Genomic DNA, 24,275 nt, shown 5'->3' on the forward strand with positions numbered 1-24,275 from the left:
CCTTCTCGGGCTTGCGTGGTTCTGCGCTCGCCTGCCCCGTATACCGGCCGATGCACTCCTCATCCTCACCGGATGCACTCCGGACCGCCTCCCGACGGGGGTGAACGGGCCGCCGCACGGTGGACCGGCGGGCCGCCACGGTCACATCGGCGGCTCGGTGCGCAGTTCGCACAGCCAGTGGGCCGTCTCGGCGCCGCCGGGTGCGGCCGGAGCGCCGGGAGCGGGGAACATCCGGCCCCAGGAGGCGGCCCGGCCCAGCGCGGCGAGCCGCCAGGCCAGGCTCACCGCGCGCCGCAGGTCGCCCGCCGCGATCCCGTCGCCCGTCCACGGCTCCAGATAGGCGTCCCGGAGCCGGGTCAGGGCCGCCGGCCCGAACCGGTCCTCGGCCGACCGTGCGGGAACCAGCAGGCTGGAGAACGGGTGGCCGACCAGCGCGTCGCCCCAGTCGAAGAAGGTGAACCGGCCGGGAGCGGGACGGAAGAGCTGGCCGTCGTGCAGATCGGCATGGTCCAGCGAATCGGCCACGCCCACCGCCGCCAGCTCCTCACACCACTCCACCAGCCGGGGCCGCAGCGCCTCCAGCGCCGTCCGGTCGTCTCTGGTCAGCGCCTCGTTCTCCGCCGCCAGTGTGTCGAACAGGCCCGGCAGTTCGTACGGGCGGGCGCTGGGCACACCGAGACCCGCCATCTTCTCCGCGTACGGGACGAGCGCGCGCTGCATCACCGCGTAACTCCGCACGGCGTCCTCCCAGTCCGCGAGCGTGCCCGCGCCCTCGTCCAGCACCTGCCGGAACAGCGGCCCGCCGTCCGGCAGCAGGCACCAGCCGCGCTCCGCCTCGACGGCGAGCGGCGCCAGGACATGGTCCGGCACCCAGGCGGCCAGGCCGGCGGCGAGACCCGCCTCGAAGGCGGCGGCAGGCGGCACGGCCTTGAACCACACCGGCCGGTCGCCGTGGCCACCGTCGACGGAGAACCGTACGAGCACCGACCACGGGCGCAGCCGGACCCGCCGGCGGCCGGACGCGCGCAGCCCGTGGGCCGCCAGCCGGCCGGTCGCCCAGTCCAGTGCCTCGGCCCGGCGGTCCGGGTCGTCCCAAGGGGTCCTGGCGTCCGGAAAGCGGCCGCGGTCCACGGCCTCGGCCCTGTCGTCGTCACCTCTGCGCATCGGAACATTCGACCACCAGCACGATCAACCACGCATGTCCATTTCGGTCGCTCTCATCCCGTAGAAGGGAGGCCTAGGCGCGACGAGTACGCTGCGGGTGCGTGCGCGGTCGTGCGCAGGCCCTCCGCAGCCGCTCCGCCTCCTTGAAAGCCCTGGTATGCCGCCGCTCCGCGCCTCGCGCACCGCCTCACCGGCGGCCGGGATGGCGCGCGGGCTGCGGGCCGGGTCGCTCGCCGTGCTGTGCGTGTCGCTGCCGCTCGCCGCTCATCTCCTCGAGCGCTGCCAGGCACCGATGTGGGCCGTCGTCGCCGCGGTCGCGGTGATCGCGGTTCCGGCGGCGGTGGTGCTGACGCGGCGGCGCCTGTCGGACAACCAGGTCGTCGGCGTCCTCGCCGTCTCACAGCTGGCCTACCACCTGGCGTACGCGCTGCCCGGTGTCTGCCGGGCGGTTGGCGCGGACGGCGTGCCGCTCTGGACCGAGCACGCGGCTAGCACGCATGTCCCTTCAGGCGTGCTGCTCTCCGGACAGCTGGTCGCTCTGCTCGTCGCGGCACGCGCCCTGGGCCTCACGGAGCTGCTGCTCGGGCCCGGACGGCCCTTGCTGGCGGCGGTCGGCCGCCTCCTGGACGTCGTACGGCCGCCGGCCCGCGAACCTCGCGTCCATGGGTCGCGGCGCGGGCACCGAAGGCGTACGCGGCGGCTCAGGTCCGCCGTCCTCGCGCGGCTGCGGTCGGGGCGGGCCCCTCCGGCCGGGCCGCCGCTCGTCCGGCCGATGCCGGCCGGCGGCCTCTGCCTGCCCTGACGGGCCCCGCCACGCCCGTCCTGCCCCGCCGGACACCCGACCACCGGCGTGTCCGGCCACATCCATGAGGACGAACGACCCATGAAGAAGCATCTGATCGTCGCCGCAGTGATCCTGGCGGCCTTCGCCGCCGGCCTCGGCTCCTTCCTGCTGCTGGCACCCGAGGACCGCGACCGAGGAATGGCGGACATCGAGGCCGCAGCCCAGGCCCAGCCCGTACGAGCCTCCAGCCACCGGCTCACCTCGCCGGAGCGGAGCGAGCTGACGGTGGTGGAGTTCCTGGACTTCGAGTGCGAGTCGTGCGGAGCGGTGTACCCGGCCGTGGAGAAGCTGCGTGAGGAGTACGGGGACCGGGTCACCTTCATCGCCCGCTACTTCCCGATGCCGGGCCACAGGAACGGCGGGCTCGCCGCCCGTACGGTGGAGGCCGCCGCACAGCAGGGCAAGTTCGAGGAGATGTACGGCAAGCTCTTCGCCACCCAGGCGCAGTGGGTCGAGGCCGACGAGTCCAAGGAACCGCTCTTCCGCACGTACGCCGAGGAACTCGGCCTCGACATGAGGAAGTTCACCGCCGCGCTGAACGATCCGGCGACCGCCGAGCGGATCGAGGCCGACCAGCGCGACGGCCTCGGCCTCGGCGTCCAGGGCACACCGACGTTCTTCGTCGACGGCCTCAGGATCCCCAACCCCGGTTCGTACGAGGAGTTCCGCGCGCTCGTCGAGAAGCGGCTCGCGCGTAAGTGATGCGGCCGCGCGCAGCCCGTATGGTCCGTGCTCCTGAAGCCGCCTCGCGAACCTAGTATGTGAACGCGGGCGCATAAAAGAGGCGCGGGACGGGAGAGGGACGGGGCATGCGAAGGCTCGGAGAGCTTGAGGCCGAGATCATGGACCGCCTGTGGACCTGGGACAGACCGGCGACGGTCCGCGAGGTCGTGGACGACATCAACCTCCGCCGTCCCGCCGCCTACACGACGGTGATGACCGTGGCCACGATCCTCTACAACAAGGGCTGGCTGACCCGGCGGAAGCAGGGCCAGGCCTGGCTCTACACGCCGGTGCGCAGCCGTGAGGCGTACGCGGCGGCCCTCATGGAGGACGCTCTGGGAGCGAGCCGGGACCGCTCGGCCGCTCTTGTCCACTTCGTGGAGCGGATGACCGACGAGGAGGTCGCCGCGTTGCGTGAGGCGCTGCGGGCGACGGGCCGGGACGGCGCGCTGTGAACGCCGCCCCGGCCTTCCTCGGCTACGCGGCCGCCGTCGGCGTACTGGCTCCGCGCCTGCTGCTCCGCAGCGGTTGGCCGCAGCGCGCACCGCTGCTGGCGGTCGCCGTCTGGTTCGCGCTCGCGGCGTCCTTCTCGCTCTGCGTCCAGCTGGCCGCCGCGCACCTCACCACACCAGGTGCTCATCTGCACGGCATCCTCTACTCCTGCCGCGCGGCCCTGGGACTCGGCGGCGAACCCGACGGAGGCACGGGCCCGTCCTGGGGCCTGGTGGCACTCGTCGTGCTGCTCGCCGCGCATCTGTCCGGCTTCGCCTTCCACGCCGTACGGGCGTACGCCGCACGGGCCCGGCACCGCGATGTCCTGGACAAGGTGGGCCGGCCCTCGGCGCTGCTGCGGGCCACGGTGGTGGAGCACGCCGAGCCCGCCGCGTACTGCCTGCCGGGCCGCCGGCCGCGGGTCGTCGTCAGCAGCGGCGCGGTCGACGCCCTCTCGCGCGATGAGCTCGGCGCCGTCGTCGAACACGAGCGGGCCCACATCCACGGCCGCCACCACCTGCTCATCGCGGCGGCCCACGCCTTCGCCTGGATCTTTCCGGCGCTGCCGCTGGCCCGCCACCTGCGCGAGCAGATCCCGATGCTGCTGGAGATGGCCGCCGACGACCGCGCCCTGCGCCGCGCCCCGCACCACGCGCTGGCCACCGCCATGTTCACGCTCGCCGCCGGCCGGGCGCCGCGCGGGACGCTGGCGGTCGGCGGCGAGACGGTGGTGATCCGCCTCCGGCGCGTCCTGGCGCCCCAGCGCGGCGCCCACCCGGCCCTACGCTGCACGGTCGGCACCGGCGCTCTCCTGGCTCCGCTGCTGCCGGTCCTGCTGACCTGTCACGCCGGACTGGCGTGAGCGGCAGGACTCGCGTGAGCGCCGGACTCAGATCCGTACGCCCCACATGAACGGCATCCCGCTGCGCGCCATGGACTCGAAGCGCACCACGGCACCAGGCTTCGGCGAGTGGAGGATCTGGCCGTTCCCGGCGTAGAAGCCGACATGGCTCAGGTCGGTGCGCATGATGACGAGGTCGCCGGGCTTGAGCGCGCTCAGCGAGCTGATCCGGGTCCCGGCGTCGGCCTGCGCCTGCGAGGTGCGCGGCAGGTTGACGCCTGCCTGGCGGAACGCCCAGGAGGTCAGCCCCGAGCAGTCGAACGACCCCGGACCCGTGGCGCCCCACACGTACGGCATGCCGACCCGGGACTCGGCCGCCGCGAAGGCCGCGGCCGTGATGCCCGACGCGCTGGCCTCGTTGCCGAGCTCGACCCGCGCGCTGGAGCGGTTGGCGCGCTCCTCCTTGGCGGCGATCTCGGCCCGCTCCTTGGCCGTCAGCGTGTTGAGGAGCCGCTGCGCCTCGGCCAGCTTGCCCTGGATCTCCTTCTTCCGGTCGCCCAGTTCCTTCCGGGTGTCCTGGAGGTCGGCGAGCTTGGTACCGGCCTGGGTGCGCTGCTGCTGGAGGGCGCGCTGCTCGGAGAGGAAGCGGTGGAGCGCCTGCGACTGGCGTGCGCTCAGCCGGTCAAGGACCGCCGCCTCGTCCAGATACGCGTCCGGGTCGGAGGAGAGCAGCAGCCGCACCGACGGGTCGATCCCGCCGCCGCGGTACTGGGCGGCGGCCGCCGAACCGAGGCCGCGTCGCAGCTCGTTGAGGTCGTCCTGCTTGCGGGCCACGGCCTCCTGGAGATTGTCGGCCTCCTCGCGGAGCTTCTCCGCGTTCTCCTTCGCCCCGTTGTACTTCTCCGTGGCCTGGGTCGCCTCCTCGTAAAGGCGGTCTATCTGCGCCTGCACGCCCTTCTTGTTCGGATCGGGCTGCGGGTCGGCGGACGCCGGCGAGGCGGAGAGCGCCACGCTCACCGCGGCGGTCGCCGTGAGCACGGACGCGTAGCCGCTGGTGGGCTGCTTGGGACGACGGTGGGAGGCCACTGGGGCGGGCTCCTTCTTCCTCGGCCGCCGACCGAGGGGCCGTGCGGAGGCTAGGCCACGCATACTAATCAACTTAGTGGGCGCTCTCCAAGCGCCGTCCGCCGGGCCCGAGTTCCGTCCACCCGCGATCCGGCTTCCGCCGACCGCCGGACCGGAGTCCCGTCAACCGGTAGGACCCGGGTTCCACCGTCCGTCCGCCCGGAGCTCCGCCGTCCGCGTGCGAGGATGCTGCCGTGACCACACCGTCCTCCCCGCCTCCGGCCGACGACCCGCCCCGCCACGAAGGCCTGGGCCAACGCGCCGCCGCGGTCCTCGTGTTCGGATCCTCGGCCGCGGTCCTGGTGGTCGAGATCGTCGCGCTGCGGCTGCTGGCCCCATACCTCGGCCTCACCCTCGAAACCAGCACCCTGGTCATCGGCATCGCGCTCACCGCGATCGCGCTGGGCTCCTGGCTCGGCGGACGCGTCGCCGACCAGGTCGATCCGCACCGGCTCATCGGTCCCGCGCTCGGCGTCTCCGGCGTGGTCGTCGCGCTCACGCCGCTCCTGCTCCGCACCACCGCGGAGTGGGCGCCGCCGGCGCTCCTGCTGGTCGCCGCGGCCACTCTGCTCGTACCCGGCGCGCTGCTCTCCGCGGTGACCCCGCTCGTGACCAAGCTGCGGCTCACCAGCCTCGCCGAGACCGGGACGGTGGTGGGACGGCTCTCCGGCGTCGGCACCTTCGGCGCCATCGTCGGCACGGTCCTCACCGGCTTCGTCCTGATCTCACGGCTGCCCGTCAGCTCCATCCTGATCGGCCTCGGCACTTTGCTGGTCATCGGCGCCGCGCTGGCCGGATGGCGGGCGCGCCGCTGGCGCCGGGCCTCGGCCGTGGCGCTGGCCACCGTCGTCGCGGGCTCCCTCGCCACCGCGTTCGCGCCCGGCGGCTGCGACGCGGAGACCCGCTACCACTGCGCCCGGATCGTCGCCGACCCCGAGCGGTCCACCGGCCGCACGCTCGTCCTGGACGGGCTGCGCCACTCCTACGTCGACGTCGAGGACCCGACGTATCTCCGGTTCGGTTACGTACGCGCCTTCGCGGCCGTCGTCGATGCCACCTTCGCCACGGCTGAACCGCTCGCCGCCCACCACATCGGAGGCGGCGGCCTCACCTTCCCGCGCCATCTCGCAGCCACCCGACCCGGAACCCGCAGCCTCGTCTCGGAGATCGACGGCGGCGTCGTCCGCATCGACCGCGAGCAGCTCAACCTCGGCGCCTCCAGCGGCATCGACGTACGCGTGGAGGACGCACGGCTCGGCCTGAAGCGGATCGACGCCGACAGCCGCGACCTCGTCGTCGGCGACGCCTTCGGAGGCGTCAGCGTGCCGTGGCACCTCACGACGTCGGAGGCGCTGCGGGACGTACGCCGGGTGCTCAAGGACGACGGGCTGTACGCGGCCAACCTCATCGACCACGGCCGACTGGAGTTCGCCCGCGCCGAAGTCGCCACGCTGGCCGAGGTGTTCGCGTACGTCGCCGTCGTCGGCACCGCCGTGGACATCGGCCTCGATCCGGCCGCCGTCCCCATGGGCGGCAACATGGTGGTGCTCGCCTCCGACCGGCCCTTCGACGCGCCCGCGATCCAGAAGGCCCTGGACGCCCGCGAGACGGGCTGGAAGATCGCCACCGGCGACACCGTCACCGCCTGGACCGGCGACGCACCGGTCCTCACCGACGACCACGCACCCGTGGACCAGCTCCTCCAGCCCCACCCCACGCGAACCGTACGGTGAGGCCGGGGCCGCTCACCCGTGCCAGGACCGCCACAGCGCCGCGTACGCGCCGTCCGCCGCCACCAGCTCGTCATGGCTGCCGAGTTCGCTGATCCGGCCGTCCTCCACGACCGCGATCACGTCCGCGTCATGGGCCGTGTGCAGCCGGTGCGCGATCGCCACCACCGTACGGCCCTCCAGCACCCGGGCCAGTGAACGCTCCAGGTGGCGGGCGGCCCGCGGGTCGAGCAGCGAGGTCGCCTCGTCCAGGACCAGCGTGTGCGGATCGGCCAGCACCAGCCGGGCCAGCGCGATCTGCTGCGCCTGCGCGGGCGTCAGCGCGAACCCGCCCGAACCCACCTCCGTGTCCAGCCCCTTCTCCAGCCCCTTCGCCCAGCCGTCCGCGTCCACCGCCGCCAGCGAGACCCACAGCTCCGCGTCCTTCGCGCCGTCCCGCGCCAGCAGCAGGTTGTCCCGCAGCGAACCGACGAAGACGTGGTGCTCCTGGTTGACCAGCGCCACATGCTCCCGCACCCGCTCGGCCGTCATCCGCGACAACTCGGCGCCGCCGAGCGTCACTTCCCCGGTGCGCGGAGCGTAGATCCCGGCCAGCAGCCGTCCGAGCGTCGACTTGCCCGCGCCCGAAGGCCCGACCAGCGCCAGCCGCGTCCCCGGAGCCACGTCCAGCGACACCCGGTGCAGCACGTCGACGCCCTCCCGGTAGCCGAACCGCACCTCGTCCGCCCGTACGTCCCGGCCGTCCGGCCCGACCTCCGTGTCACCGGCGTCCGGCTCGATCTCCCGTACGCCGACCAGCCGCGCCAACGACACCTGGGCCACCTGGAGTTCGTCGTACCAGCGCAGGATGAGGCCGATCGGGTCGACCATCATCTGGGCCAGCAGCGCACCCGTGGTCAGCTGGCCGACCGTCAGCCAGCCCTCCAGCACGAACCAGCCGCCGATCAGCAGGACCGCGCCGAGGATCGTCACGTACGTCGCGTTGATCACCGGGAAGAGCACCGAGCGCAGGAACAGCGTGTACCGCTCCCACGCCGTCCACTCCGTGATCCGCCGGTCCGACAGCGCCACCCGGCGGGCGCCGAGGCGGTGCGCCTCCACGGTCCGCCCGGCGTCCACCGTCTCAGCGAGCATCGCGGCGACGGCCGCGTAACCGGCGGCCTCCGCGCGGTAGGCCGAGGGGGCGCGCCGGAAGTACCAGCGGCAGCCGACGATCAGCAGCGGCAGCGCGATCGCCACGGCCAGCGCCAGCGGAGGAGCGGTCACGGTGAGCGCGCCGAGCAGCAGCCCGGCCCAGACGACGCCGATCGCCAGCTGCGGCACGGCCTCGCGCATCGCGTTGGCCAGCCGGTCGATGTCCGTGGTGATCCGGGAGAGCAGATCGCCGGTCCCGGCCCGCTCCAGGACGCCCGGCGGCAGCCCCACCGACCGTACGAGGAAGTCCTCGCGCAGATCGGCGAGCATCTCCTCGCCCAGCATGGCCCCGCGCAGCCGCATGGACCGGGTGAACACCGTCTGGATGACCAGCGCGACGGCGAAGATGGCCGCCGTGCGCTCCAGATGGAGGTCGGTGACCCCGTCGGCGAGGTCCTCGACCAGCCCGCCGAGCAGATACGGCCCGGCGATCGACGCGATGACCGCCACCGCGTTGGCACCGACCAGGAGCGCGAAGGCCTTGCGGTGACGCCGCAGGAGACCGCGTACGTAGGTCCGTACGGTCGTGGGGGTGCCCACGGGCAGGGTGGTGGCCGACTCCGGGGCGGCCGGGTCGTACGCCGGTGGTGCGACGCCGATCATGCCGTCTCCTCGATTTCCTGGGTGCTGGTGTCCATGGCGGGGACCGTGACGTTGTCCGCCGCCGCTTCCTCGTCGGTCTCGCGGGTGACGACGGCCCGGTAGCGCGGTTCCGTGCGCAGCAGCTCGCGGTGGGTGCCCGCGGCGACCACGCTGCCCTCGTGGACGAGGACGACCCGGTCGGCCACGTCCAGCAGCAGCGGCGAGGAGGCGAACGCGACCGTCGTACGGCCCCGGCGCAGCGCCGCGACCCCGGCGGCGACGCGCGCCTCGGTGTGCGAGTCGACGGCTGAGGTCGGCTCGTCCAGGACCAGTGCCTCCGGGTCGGTGATCAGCGACCGGGCCAGCGCGAGGCGCTGACGCTGACCGCCGGAGAGCGACCTGCCGCGCTCGGTGATCCGGGTCCGCATCGGATCCCCGTCGTCGTCCGGCGAGGCCTGCGCCAGCGCGGCGAGCACATCGCCGCACTGCGCGGCCTCCAGCGCCTGCTCGGCGGTGACCAGGCCCGAGGACGGTACGTCCAGCAGCTCCTGGAGCGTGCCGGAGAGCAGCACCGGATCCTTGTCCTGGACGAGGACGGCGGTACGCGCGGTGTCCAGCGGAAGTTCGTCCAGTGCGACGGCGCCGAGCAGGACGGAGGGTGCCTTCTTCTCCGCGTCGGTGCTCTCGTCGCCGGTCTGCGCGTGGCCGCCGAGGCGTTCGGCCAGCCGTCCCGCCTCGTCCGGATCGCCGCAGACCACCGCGGTGAACTGGCCCTGGTGGGCCATCAGCCCGGTGGCCGGGTCGTACAGATCGCCCGACGGAACGCCCGCCTCGGTGGCCGTCCGGTCACTGCGGCGCAGCGACAGCACCCGTACGGCGCGCTGTGCGGACGGCCGCGAGAAGGAGTAGGCCATCGCGATCTCCTCGAAATGACGGAGAGGGAACAGCATCAGCGTGGCCGCGCTGTAGACCGTGACCAGCTGGCCCACGTCGATGCGGCCCTCGCGCGCCAGCGTCGCTCCGTACCAGACCAGCGAGATCAGCAGGATGCCCGGCAGCAGCACCTGCACCGCCGAGATCAGCGCCCACATCCGCGCGCTGCGCACGGCCGCCTTGCGGACCTCCTGCGAGGCGCGGCGGTAGCGGCCGAGGAACAGCTCCTCGCCGCCGATGCCGCGCAGCACCCGCAGTCCGGCCACGGTGTCCGAGGCCAGCTCGGTCGCCTTGCCCGCCTTCTCACGCTGCTCGTCGGCGCGCCGGGTGGCACGGGGGAGGAGCGGCAGGACGGCGAGGGCCAGCACCGGCATGGCGACGGCCACCAGGACGCCGAGGGTCGGAAGGTAGATGACCAGGCCGACGCAGACCACGACCAGCGCGATGGCGGCGGCCAGGAAGCGCGAGAGAGCCTCGACGAACCAGCCGATCTTCTCCACGTCGCCGGTCGACACGGCCACCACCTCACCGGCCGCGACCCGCCGGGTCAGTGCGGCTCCCAGCTCGGCCGTCTTACGCGCCAGGAGCTGCTGCAACCGGGCGGCGGCGGTGATCCAGTTGGTCACGGCGGTCCGGTGGAGCATGGTGTCGCCCAGTGCGATGAGGACGCCGAGGGCCAGGATCAGACCGCCGGCCAGCGCCAGGCGTGCGCCGGAGCGTTCGATGACGGCCTGGACGGCGACGCCGACGGTGACCGGGAGGCCGGCGATGCTCAGCTGGTGGAGCAGTCCCCAGCCGAGCGCCTTGAGCTGTCCGCCGAGCTGATGGCGCCCGAGCCAGTACAGGAAGCGAGGGCCCGACCGCACATCGGGGTCGCCGGGATCCGAATACGGAAGATCGCGAATCTGCATGACGTCCCAGGGCTCGGTATGCGCGAGGCCCGTGCGGACCTCGGAGAACGGGGTGACCAAACCGTGCAAGGTTCGCTTCCCGTCCCCCTTCGGGGCAACCGGTTTTCCGCTGCTGGGAGACCGTGCGGGGTCCCGTGCCGAGCCGGCCGGGACCCCGCAGCCCGTCAGGCCGCCGGCTTCTCCGAGTCCATGCCGGACCTGGCCTTCTTCCACGCGCCGCGGGTGAAGTCCGGTATCGGCAGCGGCGCGCCCTTGGCCTTGATGGAGAGGTGGCTCAGCGGCACGGGAGCCGTCCAGACGGCCGCGTCGTACACGTCGAAGTCCGGGACGAGGCCGAGCCGCATGCACTGCATCAGTCGGAAGATCATGATGTAGTCCATCCCGCCATGGCCGCCCGGCGGATTGGCGTGCTCCTTCCACAGCCAGTGGTCCCACTCGGCGTACTTCTTGAAGTCGTCCCACTGGTGGTCGGTGTTCGTGGGCTCCAGGTAGATCCGCTCCGGGTAGTCCTCGAAGACGCCGCGGGTACCGCCGAGGCTGTTGATACGCGAGTACGGATGCGGCGAGGACACATCGTGCTCCAGCCGGATCACTCGGCCCTTGGCGGTCTGGACGAGGCTGATCGTCCGGTCGGCGCCGATGTACGACTCCTTCCAGCTCGGGTCGCCGGCCGGCATGTGCTCCTTCCGGTACGCGGCGAGGCCGAGAGCCGGAGTGCCTACGCTGGTGATGGAGACGGCACGGTCGCCGCGGTTGACGTCCATGTAGTTGGCGACCGGCCCGAACCCGTGGTTCGGGTAGAGGTCGCCGCGCAGCCGCGTGTGCCAGAGCCGCCGCCACGGGCCCTCGTAGTAGTCCGGGTCGAACATCAGCTCACGCAGATCGTGGTTGTACGCTCCCGCGCCGTGCAGCAGGTCCCCGAAGAGGCCCGCGTGCGCCATCCGGAGCACCCGCATCTCGTTCTTGCCGTAACAGCAGTTCTCCAGCTGCATGCAGTGGCGCCGGGTGCGCTCGGAGAGGTCGACGAGCTGCCAGAGCTCGTCCAGGCGCATCGCGATCGGGCACTCCACGCCGACGTGCTTGCCGTTCAGCATCGCCGCCTTGGCCATCGGGAAGTGCGTCTCCCACGGGGTGGCCACATAGACGAAGTCGATGTCCCCGCGCCGGCAGAGGTTGACGTAGTCGTCCTCGCCCTTGGCGTAGACGGCGGGCGCGGGCTGTCCGGCGGCCGTCACCTTGGCGGCGGCCTTCACCGTCTTCTCGCGCACCGGATCGCAGACCGCCACGACCCGGACGCCGGGAACGGCGAGGAAGAGGTCGATCATGCTGTCGCCGCGGTTGCCGAGGCCCACGATGCCGACCCGTACGGTCGAGCGCCGCTCGAAGGGGACGTCGACCATGGTGCGGCCCTGACGCGCGGGAGCGGCCGCGGCGGCCTCCACGGCCTCCGGGATCGAGGCCCCGGCGGCCGACGCGGTGCCTCCCGTGAGCGCGCTCAGGCCGAGCCCGGCGCCGGCCACGCCCGCCGTGGTCCACAGCACCGAACGGCGGCTGGGATCCTGCTGGTTGGCATTGTTGCCGGTGTCCGGCGGGTTGCCGGTGCTCTGCGGGTTGCCGGAGTTCTGCGGGGGGAGGTCCTGCGGTGTCTGTCCGGGCCGGGCGTCGTCGTTCATCGAGCCTCCAGGTGGGGTGTGGGGGTTCTGGACGTGCGCGAGCGGGGCCGGTCCCGGAGGGGGGCGTGAGCGACCTCGGGACGGGCCTCGGTAAGGACCCTGGAGGGTGAGGCTGACGGTGCGCAAGGGAGCCAATTGGACTCTTGTCCTCAAACCATGGACTTTTCTTCCGGGCACGCCAATGCCCCAACTGGTTCAACCAGTTGGGGCATCTGACCTGCGCTCGGCCGGGCCGCGCGGTCCGTTCAGCGACCCGGTGGACGGGTGGCGCGCTCCAGCTCGATCAAGGCCGAGCGGTACGGGCGTCCGGTGGCCCGTTCCATGCCGATCTCACACATGCGGTTGGCGGAGAGATAGCTGTCGTACGTACGGGAGTTGACCTCTGCCGCCTCCTTCGCCGTGGCGGAATCGGTCAACTCCTTGTGCAGCATGCCTCGGTCGCCGGCGAACGCGCAGCATCCGGCGTCGTCGGGGACGGTGACCTCCTCGGCGCATGCCTGGGCCAGTTCGCGCAACTGACCGACGTCACCGAGGTGTTCCATCGAGCAGGTCGGATGGACGGCGGCCGAGCCCACCTTCTCGAACACCGTCAGCTCCGGCAGCAGCTCATCGGCCGCCCACACGAGCGAGTCCACGACGGTCAGCTCGCGGTGCAGCGCCTGGTTGTCCTCGGTGAGGTAAGGCACGACCTCTTCGGCGATGCCGAGCGTGCAGGAGGAGGCGTCCACGACGAGCGGCAGGGTCCCGCCGGCGGTCCAGCCCCAGGCCGCCTCGACGATGCGGTTGGCCATGATCCGGTTGCCGGCGTCGTAGCCCTTGGAGTGCCAGATCGTGGCGCAGCACGTTCCGGCCACGTCGTCGGGGATCCAGACGGGCTTTCCGGCCCGCTCGGAGAGGGCCACGAGGGCCTCGGCCAGCGAGGTGTCGACCGGTCCTGCCTCCGGTCCCGCGAAGATGCGGTTCACGCAGGCCGGGTAGTAGACCGCGCTCGCGCCGACCCGCGCGGTGCGGGGCAGCTGCCGAGCGGCGGCACCGGGGAGCTGAGGCAGCCATTCCGGTACGAGATCGGGCCGTACGGCCTTGCGCGCGAGCCGGGTCACCGACTCCAGCAGCCGGTCACCGCCGCGCTCGCCGATGGCGTTACCCGCCGCCACGGCGAGCCGCGCCGAAGCCTCCACCACACGGAAGTTCCTCGCGGTGAGCGCGGCGATCCGCTCCTCGCGCGCGGAGTGCCTGCGCTGCCGGAAGCCCTTCATCATCGCGCCGGTGTCGATGCCGACCGGACAGGCGAGCTTGCAGGTGGAGTCACCGGCGCAGGTGTCCACCGCGTCGTAGCCGTAGGCGTCGAGCAGTCCGGCCTCCACCGGCGAGCCGTCGGCCTGCCGCATCATCTCGCGGCGCAGCACGATCCGCTGGCGCGGCGTGGTCGTCAGATCCTCGCTGGGACAGGTGGGTTCGCAGAAGCCGCACTCGATGCACGGGTCGGCGACCGCCTCCACCTTCGGAATGGTTTTCAGTCCGCGCAGATGGGCCCGCGGATCCCGGTCGAGCACGATGCGCGGCGCGAGCACGCCTTCAGGATCGATGACCTGCTTCGTCCGCCACATCAACTCCGTCGCCCGCGCACCCCACTCGCGCTCCAGAAACGGCGCGATGTTGCGGCCGGTGGCGTGCTCCGCCTTGAGCGAGCCGTCGAACCGGTCCACGACCAGTGCGCAGAACTCCTGCATGAACGCGTCGTACCGCTCCACATCGGTGGCCCGCGCCGCGTCGAAGGCGAGCAGGAAGTGCAGATTGCCGTGGGCCGCGTGACCGGCGACGGCCGCGTCGAAGCCGTGGCGCGACTGGAGCTCCAGCAGCGCCTCGCAGGCGTCGGCCAGCCGGTCCGGCGGCACCGCGAAGTCCTCCGTGATCAGCGTCGTACCCGAGGGCCGGGAACCGCCGACCGCCGTCACGAACGCCTTCCGCGCCTTCCAGTACCCGGCGATCGTCCCGGCGTCCCGGGTGAACGCGTTGGTGACGGAGGTGGCCGGAACCACCAGGTCCAGTCCGCGCATCACCTCGGCCGCCGCCTCTTCGAACGCCTCCTGACCCGTCTCGTCCGGAGCGCGGAACTCGACCAGCAACGCTGCTGTCTCCCGAGGCAGCGCCGCCCAGTCCGCCGGGACACCTTTCACGTTGACCGAGGCGCGCAGGGTGTTGCCGTCCATCAGCTCCACCGCGATGGCGCCGGCCGCGTTGAACCGGGGCACGGCGGCCGCGGCGGCGGTGAGGGACGGGAAGAAGAGCAGCGCGCTGGTCACCTTCCGGTCCAGCGGCAAGGTGTCGAAGACGGTCTCCGCGATGAAGCCGAACGTGCCCTCGGAGCCCACCATGAGCCCGCGCAGGATCTGGACAGGCGTCGCGCCGTCGAGGAAGGCGTCGAGGCGGTAGCCGTTGGTGTTCTTGATCGCGTACTTGGCGCGGATCCGGGCCGTCAGCTCCTCGTCCGCCTCGATCTCCGCCTTGAGCGCCAGCAGATCGGCGCACAGCTGCGGCTCCGCGTGGGCCAGCTCCTCGTCGGCGGCGGGGTCGGCGGTGTCGACGACGGTGCCGCTCGGCAGGACGAAGGTGAGCGAGACGAGCGTCCGGTAGGAGTTGCGGGTGGTGCCGGCCGTCATGCCCGACGCGTTGTTGGCGACGACCCCGCCGACCGTGCAGGCGACGGCGCTCGCCGGGTCGGGGCCGAGCAGCCTGCCGTACCGGGCGAGCGTGGTGTTGGCCCGCAGGACGGTGGTGCCGGGTCGGATACGGGCCCGCGCACCGTCGTCCAGCACGTCGACACCGGTCCAGTGGCGGCGTACGTCGACGAGGATGTCCTCGCCCTGCGCCTGGCCGTTGAGGCTGGTTCCGGCGGCCCGGAAGACCACCTCGCGGCCTTTGCCGTGGGCGTACGACAGGATCGCGGAGATGTCGTCGAGGTCCTCGGGGACGAGCACGACCCGCGGGAGGAAGCGGTACGGGCTGGCGTCGGAGGCGTACCGCACGAGGTCGGAGACCTTCCAGAGCACCTTGTCCGCGCCGAGCAGCGCGGTCAGCTCGGAGCGCAGGGGCTCCGGTGTACCGGCCGCGCTCCGGTCGGTGACCCGGTCGATGGCGGGCTCGCGTGCCGTACCGGGGCGGAGGGCTTCCGGGTCGGGCTCCAGCAGCGGCATATCGGCGTCCCCTTCGGCGGTCGGTGCGGTCCGGCGTACGGTCCGGTGGCTCGTACCCCGGCGACGGTCCCGATATCTGGCGCCTCGCCTCCGAGGTCCGGGCTCCAGCACCCGGGCTCCAGCACCGGGGTCCGGCACTCGAGCTCCGGCACCCGGTCTCAGCAGCGGCGCTCCGGCATGCCGTCGACCAGAGCCGAGAGCAGCCCGCCGAGCACGTCCCGCTGGTCGGTGGTCAGTGGAGCCAGGATCTCCTCTGCGGCCGCCCGGCGCGCGTTGCGCAGGGAGCGCAGCGTGGCGCGTCCCTCGTCGGTGATCTCGATGCGCACCACCCGGCGGCTGTCCGGATCCGGCGCGCGGCGGACCCGGCCGCTCGCCTCCAGCGCGTCGACCAGCGTCGTCACGGCGCGCGGGACGACGTCCAGGCGCTGGGCGAGATCGGCCATCCGGGGGGCCGCGTCGTAGCTCGCGACCGTCCGCAGCAGCCGGAACTGGGCCGGCGTGATGCCGATCGGCTCCAGCTGGCGGCTCTGGATGCGGTGGAGCCGGCGCGTCAGCCGCAGCAGCTGCTCGGCGAGCATGCCGTCGGAGTCGCGGTCACGATCGTGGGACCGCTCGTCGGCGGCCACCGCATCCGTGGCATCGGCGTCGCGGGAATCTGAGGCGTCCATACGGGAACAATATCAGGACCCCGTTCATTGTGAGTATAGGTAACAATGAGCTGAGCTCTGAACGTCGGACACCTCCGGCCGTTCCGCACGTCCCACGAAGGAGCCCATGAAACCCGACGAACTCACATGGACGCCCCCACCTGATGCCCGCGCCGCCTCCGACCGGCCGCCCGGCGAGGTGCGCCGCATCCTCCGCCTCTTCCATCCCTACCGCGGCCGCCTCGCCGTGGTCGGCCTGCTGGTCGGCGCCTCCTCCTTGGTGTCGGTCGCCTCTCCGTTCCTGCTGCGCGAGATCCTTGACACCGCGATCCCGCAGGGCCGCACAGGCCTGCTGACGCTGCTGGCCCTCGGCATGATCCTCACCGCCGTGATGAACAGCGTCTTCGGCGTCCTGCAGACCCTGATCTCGACGACCGTCGGCCAGCGCGTCATGCACGACCTGCGCACCGCCGTGTACACCCAGCTCCAGCGGATGCCGCTCGCCTTCTTCACCCGGACCCGCACGGGCGAGGTCCAGTCCCGCATCGCCAACGACATCGGCGGTATGCAGGCGACGGTCACCTCCACCGCGACCTCGCTCGTCTCCAACCTCACCGCCGTCATCGCCACCGTCGTCGCCATGCTCGCGCTCGACTGGCGCCTCACCGTCGTCTCGCTGCTCCTGCTGCCGGTGTTCGTCGCGATCAGCCGCCGCGTCGGCCGGGAGCGGAAGCGGATCACCACCGAGCGCCAGAAGCAGATGGCCGCCATGGCCGCCACGGTGACCGAGTCCCTGTCGGTCAGCGGCATCCTCCTCGGCCGCACGATGGGCCGCTCCGACTCCCTCACCCAGGGGTTCGCCGAGGAGTCCGAGCGCCTGGTCGACCTGGAGGTGCGCTCCAGCATGGCGGGCCGCTGGCGGATGTCCATCATCGGCATCGTGATGGCCGCCATGCCGGCCGTCATCTACTGGGTGGCAGGCCTCACCAGCCAGCCCGGCGGGACCGCCGTCTCCATCGGCACGCTCGTCGCCTTCGTCACCCTGCAACAGGGGCTCTTCCGCCCGGCCGTGAGCCTGCTCTCCACCGGCGTGCAGATGCAGACCTCGCTCGCCCTCTTCCAGCGGATCTTCGAGTATCTGGACCTCACGGTGGACATCACCGAACCGGAGAAGCCCGTCCGTCCGGCGAAGATCCGCGGCGAGATCGCCTTCGAGAACGTCGACTTCAGCTACGACACCACGAGCGGCCCCACGCTCAGCGGCATCGACGTGACCGTCCCCGCCGGCAGCAGCCTCGCCGTCGTCGGCTCCACCGGCTCCGGCAAGTCCACGCTCAGCTATCTCGTGCCCCGGCTCTACGACGTCACCGGCGGCCGGGTCACGCTCGACGGGGTCGACGTCCGTGACCTGGACTTCGGCACGCTGGCCCGAGCGGTCGGCGTGGTCTCCCAGGAGACCTACCTCTTCCACGCCTCCGTCGCCGACAACCTCCGCTTCGCCAAGCCGGACGCCACCGACGAGGAGATCGAGACCGCCGCCCGCGCCGCGCAGATCCACGACCACATCGCCTCCCTGCCCGACGGGTACGACACCCTCGTCGGTGAGCGTGGCTACCGCTTCTCGGGCGGCGAGAAGCAGCGCCTGGCCATCGCCCGTACGATCCTCCGCGACCCGCCGGTGCTGATCCTCGACGAGGCGACCAGCGCGCTCGACACCCGTACGGAACACGCCGTGCAGGAAGCGATCGACGCACTCTCCGCGGGCCGCACCACCCTCACCATCGCGCACCGGCTTTCCACCGTCCGCGACGCGGACCAGATCGTCGTCCTCGACGGCGGCCGGATAGCCGAGCGCGGTACGCACGAGGAGCTGCTCGACCGGGACGGCCGCTACGCCGCCCTGATCCGCCGCGACTCCCACCAGGCCCCGGTCCCGGCCCCGTGTCGCGCGCCGCGTGTGGTGCCGCGCCCCGGCTCCGCACACGCAGCGCCGCCGCCGATCCCCTTGTCCTGGCCCTGCGGTACGGCGTTCGTGTCGCCGCAGCCGACGCCGCAGCCGGGCTACCGGCCCGGGGGAGCGGACCGGGTTAACGTGCCCGCATGGTGAACGAGTCCCCGGACGTCCGTCCCCGTCGCAGACTCCGCCCGACCCGCCGCGGAAAGATCGTCCTGGCCGTGGCCGCGCTGCTCGTGGCATCGGCCGCCGTGCTGATCCCGCTCTCCTTGCTCGGCTCGGACGAGGAGAAGAAGAAGGAGCGCCCGCAGAGCACGCTGGTGATCCCGGAAGGCTGGCGCGCCTCGCAGGTGTATGGCGCCGTCGACCGGGCGCTCGGCCTCACGTCCGGCTCCACCGAGAAGACCGTGGAGACGGTGGATCTGGCTCTGCCGGACCAGGCCGAGGGCAACCCCGAGGGGTACCTCTTCCCGGCCACCTATCCGATCGACTCCGCCACCAAGCCCGCCGGCCTGTTGCGCTACATGGCCGACACCGCCCGCAAACGGTTCGGCGCGGACCACATCACCGCCGGAGCGCAGCGCAACAACGTCACCGTCTACGAGACGGCCACCATCGCCAGCATCGTCCAGGCCGAGGCCGACACCGCCTCCGACATGGGCAAGGTCGCCCGGGTCGTCTACAACCGGCTGCTCAAGGACATGCCGCTGCAGATGGACTCCACCATCAACTACGCCCTCAAGCGGTCCACCCTGGACACGACGAACGCCGACACCCAGCTGGACAGCCCGTACAACAGTTACGTACACAAGGGCCTGCCGCCGACGCCCATCGGCAACCCGGGGGAGGAGGCGCTGCGCGCCGCCATCGGCCCCACGCCCGGCCCGTGGCTCTACTTCGTCACGGTCGCGCCCGGGGACACGCGGTTCACCGACAGCTACGACGAACAGCAGAAGAACGTCGAGGAGTTCAACCGCAACCGCCGCGAGGCCACGGGCTGACGGCCACCGGCCCTCAGCCGGCCACCCCGGCCTTCTCCTCCACGCTCGACCGGCCGCCGGTCCTCTCCAGCAACCGCAGCACCGACCGCACAGCGGCGCGCCCCGCCCGGTTGGCGCCGATGGTGCTGGCGGACGGACCGTACCCGACGAGGTGGACGCGGCCGTCCCGTACGGCACGCGTGTCCTCCGCCCGGATGCCGCCGCCCGGCTCGCGCAGCTTCAGCGGCGCCAAGTGGTCCACGGCCGGCCGGAAGCCGGTGGCCCAGAGGATGACGTCCGCCTCGACGCTCCGGCCGTCGTCCCAGGCCACGCCGGTCGGCGTGATCCGGTCGAACACCGGCAGCCGGTCCAGCACTCCCTGCTCCCGGGCGCGCCGCACAGCGTCGGTGAGCGGCAGCCCGGTCACGCTCACCACGCTCTGCGGCGGCAGCCCGGCCCGCACCCGCTCCTCCACCATCGCCACGGCCGCCCGTCCCCACTCCTCGGTGAACGGCCCGTCGCGGAAGACCGGTTCGCGCCGCGTCACCCAGAACGTCTCGGCCGCGTACTCGGCGATCTCCATCAGATGCTGCGTACCGGAGGCACCGCCGCCGACCACGATGACGCGCTGCCCGGCGAACTCCTCGGGTCCGGGGTAGTTCGCGGTATGCAGCTGGCGCCCACGGAAGGTCTCCTGTCCCGGGTAGCGCGGCCAGAACGGCCGGTCCCAGGTGCCGGTCGCGTTGATCAGCGCGCGAGCGGCGTACGTCCCCTCGGACGTCTCCACGAGCAGCCGCCCGCCACTTCCCTCGCGTACGGCACTCACCTCGACGGGCCGGTGAACCCGCAGGTCGAAGCGGTCCTCGTACGCCGTGAAGTACGCGCCGATCACTTCGGAGGAGGGCCGGTCGGGGTCGGCGCCGGTCAGCTCCATGCCCGGCAGCGCGTGCATCCCGTGGACCTTGCCGTACGTCAGCGAGGGCCAGCGGAACTGCCACGCGCCGCCCGGCCGGGGCGCGTGGTCCAGGACGACGAAGTCGCGGTCGGGTTCGAGCCCGACGCGGCGCAGGTGGTGGGCGCCGGAGAGCCCCGCCTGTCCGGCGCCGATCACGACCACGTCCAGCTCGCGCACCCCAGTAATGTTCACGTTTCTACTAACTCGTGGGGCGCCCGGGATCTTCCCGGGCGCCCCGCTGGGGTTCAGCGCCCGCCCGCCACCGGCAACGGCGCTCCGGCCGTCCGCGATTCCACGCCGGGCACCCCCAGCAGCGGGGACGCCGGTACGGTCGACAGCAGCCCGCGCCGGGCCAGCTCGGGCGTCACGCCCTCACCGAACCAGTACGCCTCCTCCAGGTGCGGATAGCCCGAGAGCACGAAGTGCTCCATGCCCAGCGCGTGGTACTCCTCGATCCGGTCGGCGACCTCCGCGTGGCTGCCCACCAGCGCGGTCCCGGCCCCGCCGCGCACCAGGCCGACGCCCGCCCAGAGGTTCGGCGCGATCTCCAGCTTGTCCCGCGAACCGCCGTGCAGAGCCAGCATCCGCTGCTGCCCGACCGACTCGCTATTGCCCAGCGCCTGCTGCGCCGCCGCGATCGTGTCCGCGTCCAGATCGCCCAGCAGCCGGTCGGCCGTCGCCCACGCCTCCCGCGACGAGTCACGAGAAATGCTGTGCAGCCGGATCCCGAACCGGACCGTACGCCCCTGCTCCTCGGCCAGCCCACGGATCCAGTCGATCTTCTCCTTCACCTGAGCCGGCGGCTCACCCCAGGTCAGGTAGACATCGGCATGCGCGGCGGCCACCGGTCCGGCGGCCGCCGACGACCCGCCGAAGAAGATCTCCGGCAGCGGGTCCGGCGGCAGCGCGGTCAGCCCGCCCTCCACCTGGTAGTGCTCGCCGTCGAAGTCGTACGGCTGCCCGCTCCACGCACCCCGCACCACGGACAGGAACTCCGCCGTGCGCGCGTACCGCCGGTCGTGGTCCACGTGGTCGCCGAACCGCCGCTGTTCGGTCGAATCGCCTCCGGTCACCACATTGAGCAGCAGCCGGCCCCGGGTGATCCGCTGATAGGTGGCGGCCATCTGGGCGGCGAGCACCGGCGAGATGACTCCGGGCCGGAAGGCGACCAGGAACTTCAGCCGCTCGGTGTGCTGCGCGAGTGCCACCGTGGTCAGCCAGGCGTCCTCGCACCATGTACCGGTCGGCGTCAACACGGCCTCGAATCCCAGCTGTTCGGCCGCCTTGGCGATCTGCGCCAGATACTCGATGTCCGGCGCGCGCACGCCGCTCACCGGGGTGATCCGGTCGCGCTTGATTCCGCCGTCGGTGTACGCGTGCCGGTCCACGAGCGTCCGGCCGTCACCGCCGGTGGGCAGGAACCAGTGGAGATGGACGTTCACGAGGAAGCCTTTCCGTACGAGCGCGGAGCGGTGGTGGACGGCGGGAGGTCACGGTTGAAGCGGGTGTCGACGTAGTCCTTGAAGGCGAACCGCCCTGGGATCAGCCTGAGTTCGGCGAAGGTGTCGGCGATCTCCTGCTCGGAGGCGATGGCGGCGTCGTCGATGGCCACCGGGACCCGGGTGCCGTAACTGCGCTTCACCGCGTCCAGCGCCACCTCGTAAGGCAGCCCGGTCTCCTTCGCCCAGACCTTCGCCCACTCCTCCGGATGCTTGAAGACCCAGCTCTGCGCCCGCTCCAGCCGGACGAGCAGATCGCCGATGGCCTTCGACTTCTTCGGATCCTTGAGCGAGGCAGGCGAAGCGACCTGGAAACCGAGGCCGCTGACGACACCCTCGCCGGTCGTCAGCACGCGGGCGTTGCCGGCCCGCAGGATCTGCGAGGTGTACGGATCCCAGATCGCCCAGGCATCCACCTTGCCCCGGCTGAACGCGGCCAACGCATCGGCGGGCTGGAGGTAGTTGAGCTTCACGTCCTTGATGGAGAGGCCGGCCTTCTCGAGCGAGGCGACCAGTTGGAAGTGGGCCGAACTGCCCTGCGCCACGGCGACGGACTTCCCCTTGAGCTCCTCGGGCTTCTTGAGCGGTGAATCCTTCGGGACGACGATGGCCTCACCGGCCGGCGAACCGTGAGTGGCACCCACGACCGTGATGTTCGAGTCGGACCCGGCCGCGAAGACGGGCGGTGTGTTGCCCACTCCGCCGATGTCCACAGCACCGGCGCTCACGGCCTCCAGGAGCGGTGGACCGGAGGTGAAGGTGGACCATTTGATGCGGTAGTCCAGGTCGTCGAGCTCTCCGGAAGCCCGCAGGATGGCCTCGTAACCACCTTTCTGGTCACCGATGTTGAGCGTGACGCTGCCCTTGCCGTCGGTGCCGCTCGCCGACGCCGTGGACGAGGCGCCGCCACCGCAGGCGGCGAGGAGCAGAGTGAGAGGAAGGAGCAGGGCGGGTAGGGTGCGGCGTTTCATGGTGGTTCTCCGTGTGTGTTGCCGGGAAAGGAAAATGAAGGGTCATACGTCCGAGTGCGCGACGGCAGCCGCTTCCTGCTGGTCCGCTCCGGTCTCGGCGGCACCGTCCTCGACGCCCAGCTCGCTCAGCAGCCGCGCACGCAGATCGGCGAAGCCGGGTGCGCCGACACCGCGCGGGCGGTCCAGGCCGACGGACGTGTCGTACGCGATCTGGCCGTCCCGCATCACCAGCACCCGGTCGGCCAGCAGCAGGGCTTCGTCCACGTCATGGGTGACGAGCAGGACCGCGCAGCCGCGCCGCTGCCAGAGCTCGGCCACCAGCTGCTGCGCCTTGATCCGGGTCAGTGCGTCGAGCGCGCCGAACGGCTCGTCGAGCAGGAGCAGATCGGGCTCGCGTACCAACGCACGCGCCAGAGAAGCGCGTTGGGCCTCGCCACCGGAGAGCGTCTTGGGCCAGGCGCCGGCCCGGTCGGTCAGCCCGACCTCGGCCAACGCCTTCTCGGCCAGGGCCCGTTCGGGCTTGCCCGGCAACCCGAGCAGGACGTTGCGCCAGACCCGCTTCCAGGGCATCAGGCGCGGCGCCTGGAAGGCCACGGCGCGGCGGCGAGGCACCAGGACGGTCCCCGCCATCTCGCGGTCGAGTCCCGCCAGCACGCGCAACAGAGTCGACTTGCCGCAGCCGCTGCGCCCGAGCAGCGCCGTGAACTCCCCTGCTTTCAGCGTGAGATCGAGGTCATCGATGACCGCGCGCCCGTCGAAGGCCCGGATGAGCCCTTCGACCCGTACGGCGGCTTCCGGCTCTCCGGTGGGGGAGGGGGCCGGGACGGTCACTGGCCGGTGAAGGTCGGTCGCCATAGCAGCAGCAGCCTTTCGAGGGTCCGGACGATGACATCGGCGGTGAGGCCGAGGAAGGCGTACACGACGAGGCAGACGACGATCACGTCGGTCCGGAAGAACTCCCGGGCCTGGTTCATCAGGAACCCGATCCCGGCATCGGCGTTGATGGACTCACCGAAGACGAGCGCGAGCCAGGCGGTGGCGAGCGAGTAGCGCAGCCCGGTCATGGCCCCGGGCAACGCGCCCGGCAGCACCACATGACGTACGAGACCCCACCGGTTGAGACCCAACGACTCACCGGCCTCGATGAGTTGGGCATCCACACCGCGAATCCCCGCATACACGTTCAGGTACAGATGGAAGGCGACCCCGAGCGCGATGAGCGCCACCTTCGGCGCCTCGCCGATTCCGAGCCAGATGATGAACAGCGGGATCAGCCCCACCCAGGGGACGGTGCGCAGCATCTGTACGGTCGCGTCGACGAGGTCCTCGCCGAGCCGCGAGAGCCCCGAGACCAGCGCGAGCGCCGTTCCCACGACCCCGCCGAGCACCAGCCCGACGGCCACCCGCTGGAGCGACACACCCATGGCGGCCGGCAGCGTCCCGTCGGCGATCAGATCCGCTCCCGCGCGGCCGATGGTCCCCGGCGAGGCGAGCACGTCCGGATGCAGGACGCCCGTGGCGCTGAACACCTGCCACAACGCGAGCAGCAGCAACGGCCCCACGGTCCGCCGCAACCACCGCGGCACGGACCGCAGCCGCGCCCGGCGCACGGATGCCGGGACGATCGGCTCCAGATCGGGTGACGTACGGCCGGTACCGGATACCTGGACTTTTTCCGCGATCATGGATGGATCGGGCGGTGCGTGGCTGACGGTCATGGCGGCTCCACGGGAGGTCGTACGGCGGGGGGCATCGGGCGCGTCGCCCCGCCCGTCCCTCTCGCGGCGACGGCTGTGCCGGTACGGACCGGCCGCTCGAAAAGCCGGCAGGCGGGACCACGGCGATCCGAAGCGGTCAGGAGAC

19 protein-coding genes are annotated in these 24,275 nt (G+C 72.0%); 7 read left to right on the top strand and 12 right to left on the bottom strand.

Annotated features, from left to right (window positions below):
- Positions 1 to 141: 141 nt before the first annotated feature.
- Positions 142 to 1,164: an aminoglycoside phosphotransferase family protein gene (locus ABZ267_RS25800; RefSeq protein ID WP_356751050.1), complete on the bottom strand. Its 1,023-nt coding sequence runs from the start codon at positions 1,162 to 1,164 to the stop codon at positions 142 to 144.
- Positions 1,165 to 1,321: 157 nt separating this feature from the next.
- Here ABZ267_RS25800 and ABZ267_RS25805 point away from each other — a divergent pair, with 157 nt between their 5' ends.
- The 4 genes from ABZ267_RS25805 to ABZ267_RS25820 all read left to right on the top strand — a co-directional run bounded on the left by ABZ267_RS25805 (position 1,322) and on the right by ABZ267_RS25820 (position 4,085).
- The gene (locus ABZ267_RS25805) at positions 1,322 to 1,966 is read left to right on the top strand and encodes a hypothetical protein (RefSeq protein ID WP_356751048.1); all 645 of its coding nucleotides are present in this window, start codon (positions 1,322 to 1,324) and stop codon (positions 1,964 to 1,966) included.
- A gap of 81 nt (positions 1,967 to 2,047) precedes the next feature.
- Positions 2,048 to 2,710 (top strand): thioredoxin domain-containing protein, encoded by a 663-nt coding sequence (locus ABZ267_RS25810; RefSeq protein WP_356751046.1) that lies wholly within the window; start codon positions 2,048 to 2,050, stop codon positions 2,708 to 2,710.
- A gap of 107 nt (positions 2,711 to 2,817) precedes the next feature.
- The gene (locus ABZ267_RS25815) at positions 2,818 to 3,186 is read left to right on the top strand and encodes a BlaI/MecI/CopY family transcriptional regulator (protein ID WP_356751044.1); all 369 of its coding nucleotides are present in this window, start codon (positions 2,818 to 2,820) and stop codon (positions 3,184 to 3,186) included.
- Entirely contained in the window at positions 3,183 to 4,085 is a 903-nt protein-coding gene (locus tag ABZ267_RS25820; protein WP_356751042.1) for a M56 family metallopeptidase, read from the top strand. The genes ABZ267_RS25815 and ABZ267_RS25820 overlap by 4 nt, the downstream gene beginning before the upstream one ends.
- Before the next feature lie 27 nt (positions 4,086 to 4,112).
- Here the strand turns inward: ABZ267_RS25820 and ABZ267_RS25825 are convergent, their stop codons facing one another.
- Positions 4,113 to 5,150 carry an NlpC/P60 family protein gene (locus ABZ267_RS25825; RefSeq protein ID WP_356751040.1) on the bottom strand — a complete coding sequence of 346 codons (1,038 nt, stop codon included), beginning with the start codon at positions 5,148 to 5,150 and terminating at the stop codon, positions 4,113 to 4,115.
- 233 nt (positions 5,151 to 5,383) lie between these two features.
- Between ABZ267_RS25825 and ABZ267_RS25830 the strand changes: the two genes are divergently transcribed.
- Positions 5,384 to 6,922: a fused MFS/spermidine synthase gene (locus tag ABZ267_RS25830; protein WP_356751038.1), complete on the top strand. Its 1,539-nt coding sequence runs from the start codon at positions 5,384 to 5,386 to the stop codon at positions 6,920 to 6,922.
- A 12-nt stretch (positions 6,923 to 6,934) separates the two neighbouring features.
- Here ABZ267_RS25830 and ABZ267_RS25835 read toward each other — a convergent pair whose 3' ends face one another.
- From ABZ267_RS25835 to ABZ267_RS25855, 5 genes are all read right to left on the bottom strand, one after another.
- Positions 6,935 to 8,716, bottom strand: coding sequence for an ABC transporter ATP-binding protein (locus tag ABZ267_RS25835; RefSeq protein ID WP_356751036.1), 1,782 nt, complete (start codon positions 8,714 to 8,716; stop codon positions 6,935 to 6,937).
- Positions 8,713 to 10,539, bottom strand: coding sequence for an ABC transporter ATP-binding protein (locus ABZ267_RS25840; protein WP_356751034.1), 1,827 nt, complete (start codon positions 10,537 to 10,539; stop codon positions 8,713 to 8,715). The genes ABZ267_RS25835 and ABZ267_RS25840 overlap by 4 nt, the downstream gene beginning before the upstream one ends.
- A 164-nt stretch (positions 10,540 to 10,703) precedes the next feature.
- On the bottom strand, positions 10,704 to 12,212 hold the full coding sequence (locus tag ABZ267_RS25845) for a Gfo/Idh/MocA family oxidoreductase (RefSeq protein ID WP_356751032.1): 1,509 nt from the start codon (positions 12,210 to 12,212) through the stop codon (positions 10,704 to 10,706).
- A gap of 245 nt (positions 12,213 to 12,457) precedes the next feature.
- Positions 12,458 to 15,406 carry an FAD-binding and (Fe-S)-binding domain-containing protein gene (locus ABZ267_RS25850; RefSeq protein ID WP_356751030.1) on the bottom strand — a complete coding sequence of 983 codons (2,949 nt, stop codon included), beginning with the start codon at positions 15,404 to 15,406 and terminating at the stop codon, positions 12,458 to 12,460.
- 158 nt (positions 15,407 to 15,564) lie between these two features.
- Positions 15,565 to 16,074: a MarR family transcriptional regulator gene (locus ABZ267_RS25855; RefSeq protein ID WP_356751028.1), complete on the bottom strand. Its 510-nt coding sequence runs from the start codon at positions 16,072 to 16,074 to the stop codon at positions 15,565 to 15,567.
- Positions 16,075 to 16,180: 106 nt separating this feature from the next.
- Between ABZ267_RS25855 and ABZ267_RS25860 the strand changes: the two genes are divergently transcribed.
- Both ABZ267_RS25860 and mltG read left to right on the top strand, forming a co-directional pair.
- Complete coding sequence (locus tag ABZ267_RS25860; RefSeq protein WP_356751026.1) at positions 16,181 to 18,160, top strand: ABC transporter ATP-binding protein; 1,980 nt, start codon at positions 16,181 to 16,183, stop codon at positions 18,158 to 18,160.
- Positions 18,154 to 19,008, top strand: coding sequence for an endolytic transglycosylase MltG (gene mltG, locus ABZ267_RS25865; RefSeq protein WP_356751024.1), 855 nt, complete (start codon positions 18,154 to 18,156; stop codon positions 19,006 to 19,008). The genes ABZ267_RS25860 and mltG overlap by 7 nt, the downstream gene beginning before the upstream one ends.
- A 13-nt stretch (positions 19,009 to 19,021) precedes the next feature.
- Here mltG and ABZ267_RS25870 read toward each other — a convergent pair whose 3' ends face one another.
- The 5 genes from ABZ267_RS25870 to ABZ267_RS25890 form a co-directional block, all read right to left on the bottom strand.
- Complete coding sequence (locus tag ABZ267_RS25870) at positions 19,022 to 20,119, bottom strand: NAD(P)-binding domain-containing protein (RefSeq protein WP_356751022.1); 1,098 nt, start codon at positions 20,117 to 20,119, stop codon at positions 19,022 to 19,024.
- Positions 20,120 to 20,187: 68 nt separating this feature from the next.
- Positions 20,188 to 21,384 (bottom strand): LLM class flavin-dependent oxidoreductase, encoded by a 1,197-nt coding sequence (locus tag ABZ267_RS25875; protein WP_356751020.1) that lies wholly within the window; start codon positions 21,382 to 21,384, stop codon positions 20,188 to 20,190.
- Entirely contained in the window at positions 21,381 to 22,412 is a 1,032-nt protein-coding gene (locus ABZ267_RS25880) for an ABC transporter substrate-binding protein (RefSeq protein WP_356751019.1), read from the bottom strand. The genes ABZ267_RS25875 and ABZ267_RS25880 overlap by 4 nt, the downstream gene beginning before the upstream one ends.
- Before the next feature lie 42 nt (positions 22,413 to 22,454).
- Positions 22,455 to 23,267 (bottom strand): ABC transporter ATP-binding protein, encoded by an 813-nt coding sequence (locus ABZ267_RS25885; protein WP_356751017.1) that lies wholly within the window; start codon positions 23,265 to 23,267, stop codon positions 22,455 to 22,457.
- Positions 23,240 to 24,130 (bottom strand): ABC transporter permease, encoded by an 891-nt coding sequence (locus ABZ267_RS25890; protein ID WP_356751015.1) that lies wholly within the window; start codon positions 24,128 to 24,130, stop codon positions 23,240 to 23,242. The genes ABZ267_RS25885 and ABZ267_RS25890 overlap by 28 nt, the downstream gene beginning before the upstream one ends.
- Positions 24,131 to 24,275 lie beyond the last annotated feature (145 nt).

Source organism: Streptomyces sp. NPDC006174 (genome assembly GCF_040614075.1).
In the GTDB taxonomy this organism is placed as follows: domain Bacteria; phylum Actinomycetota; class Actinomycetes; order Streptomycetales; family Streptomycetaceae; genus Streptomyces.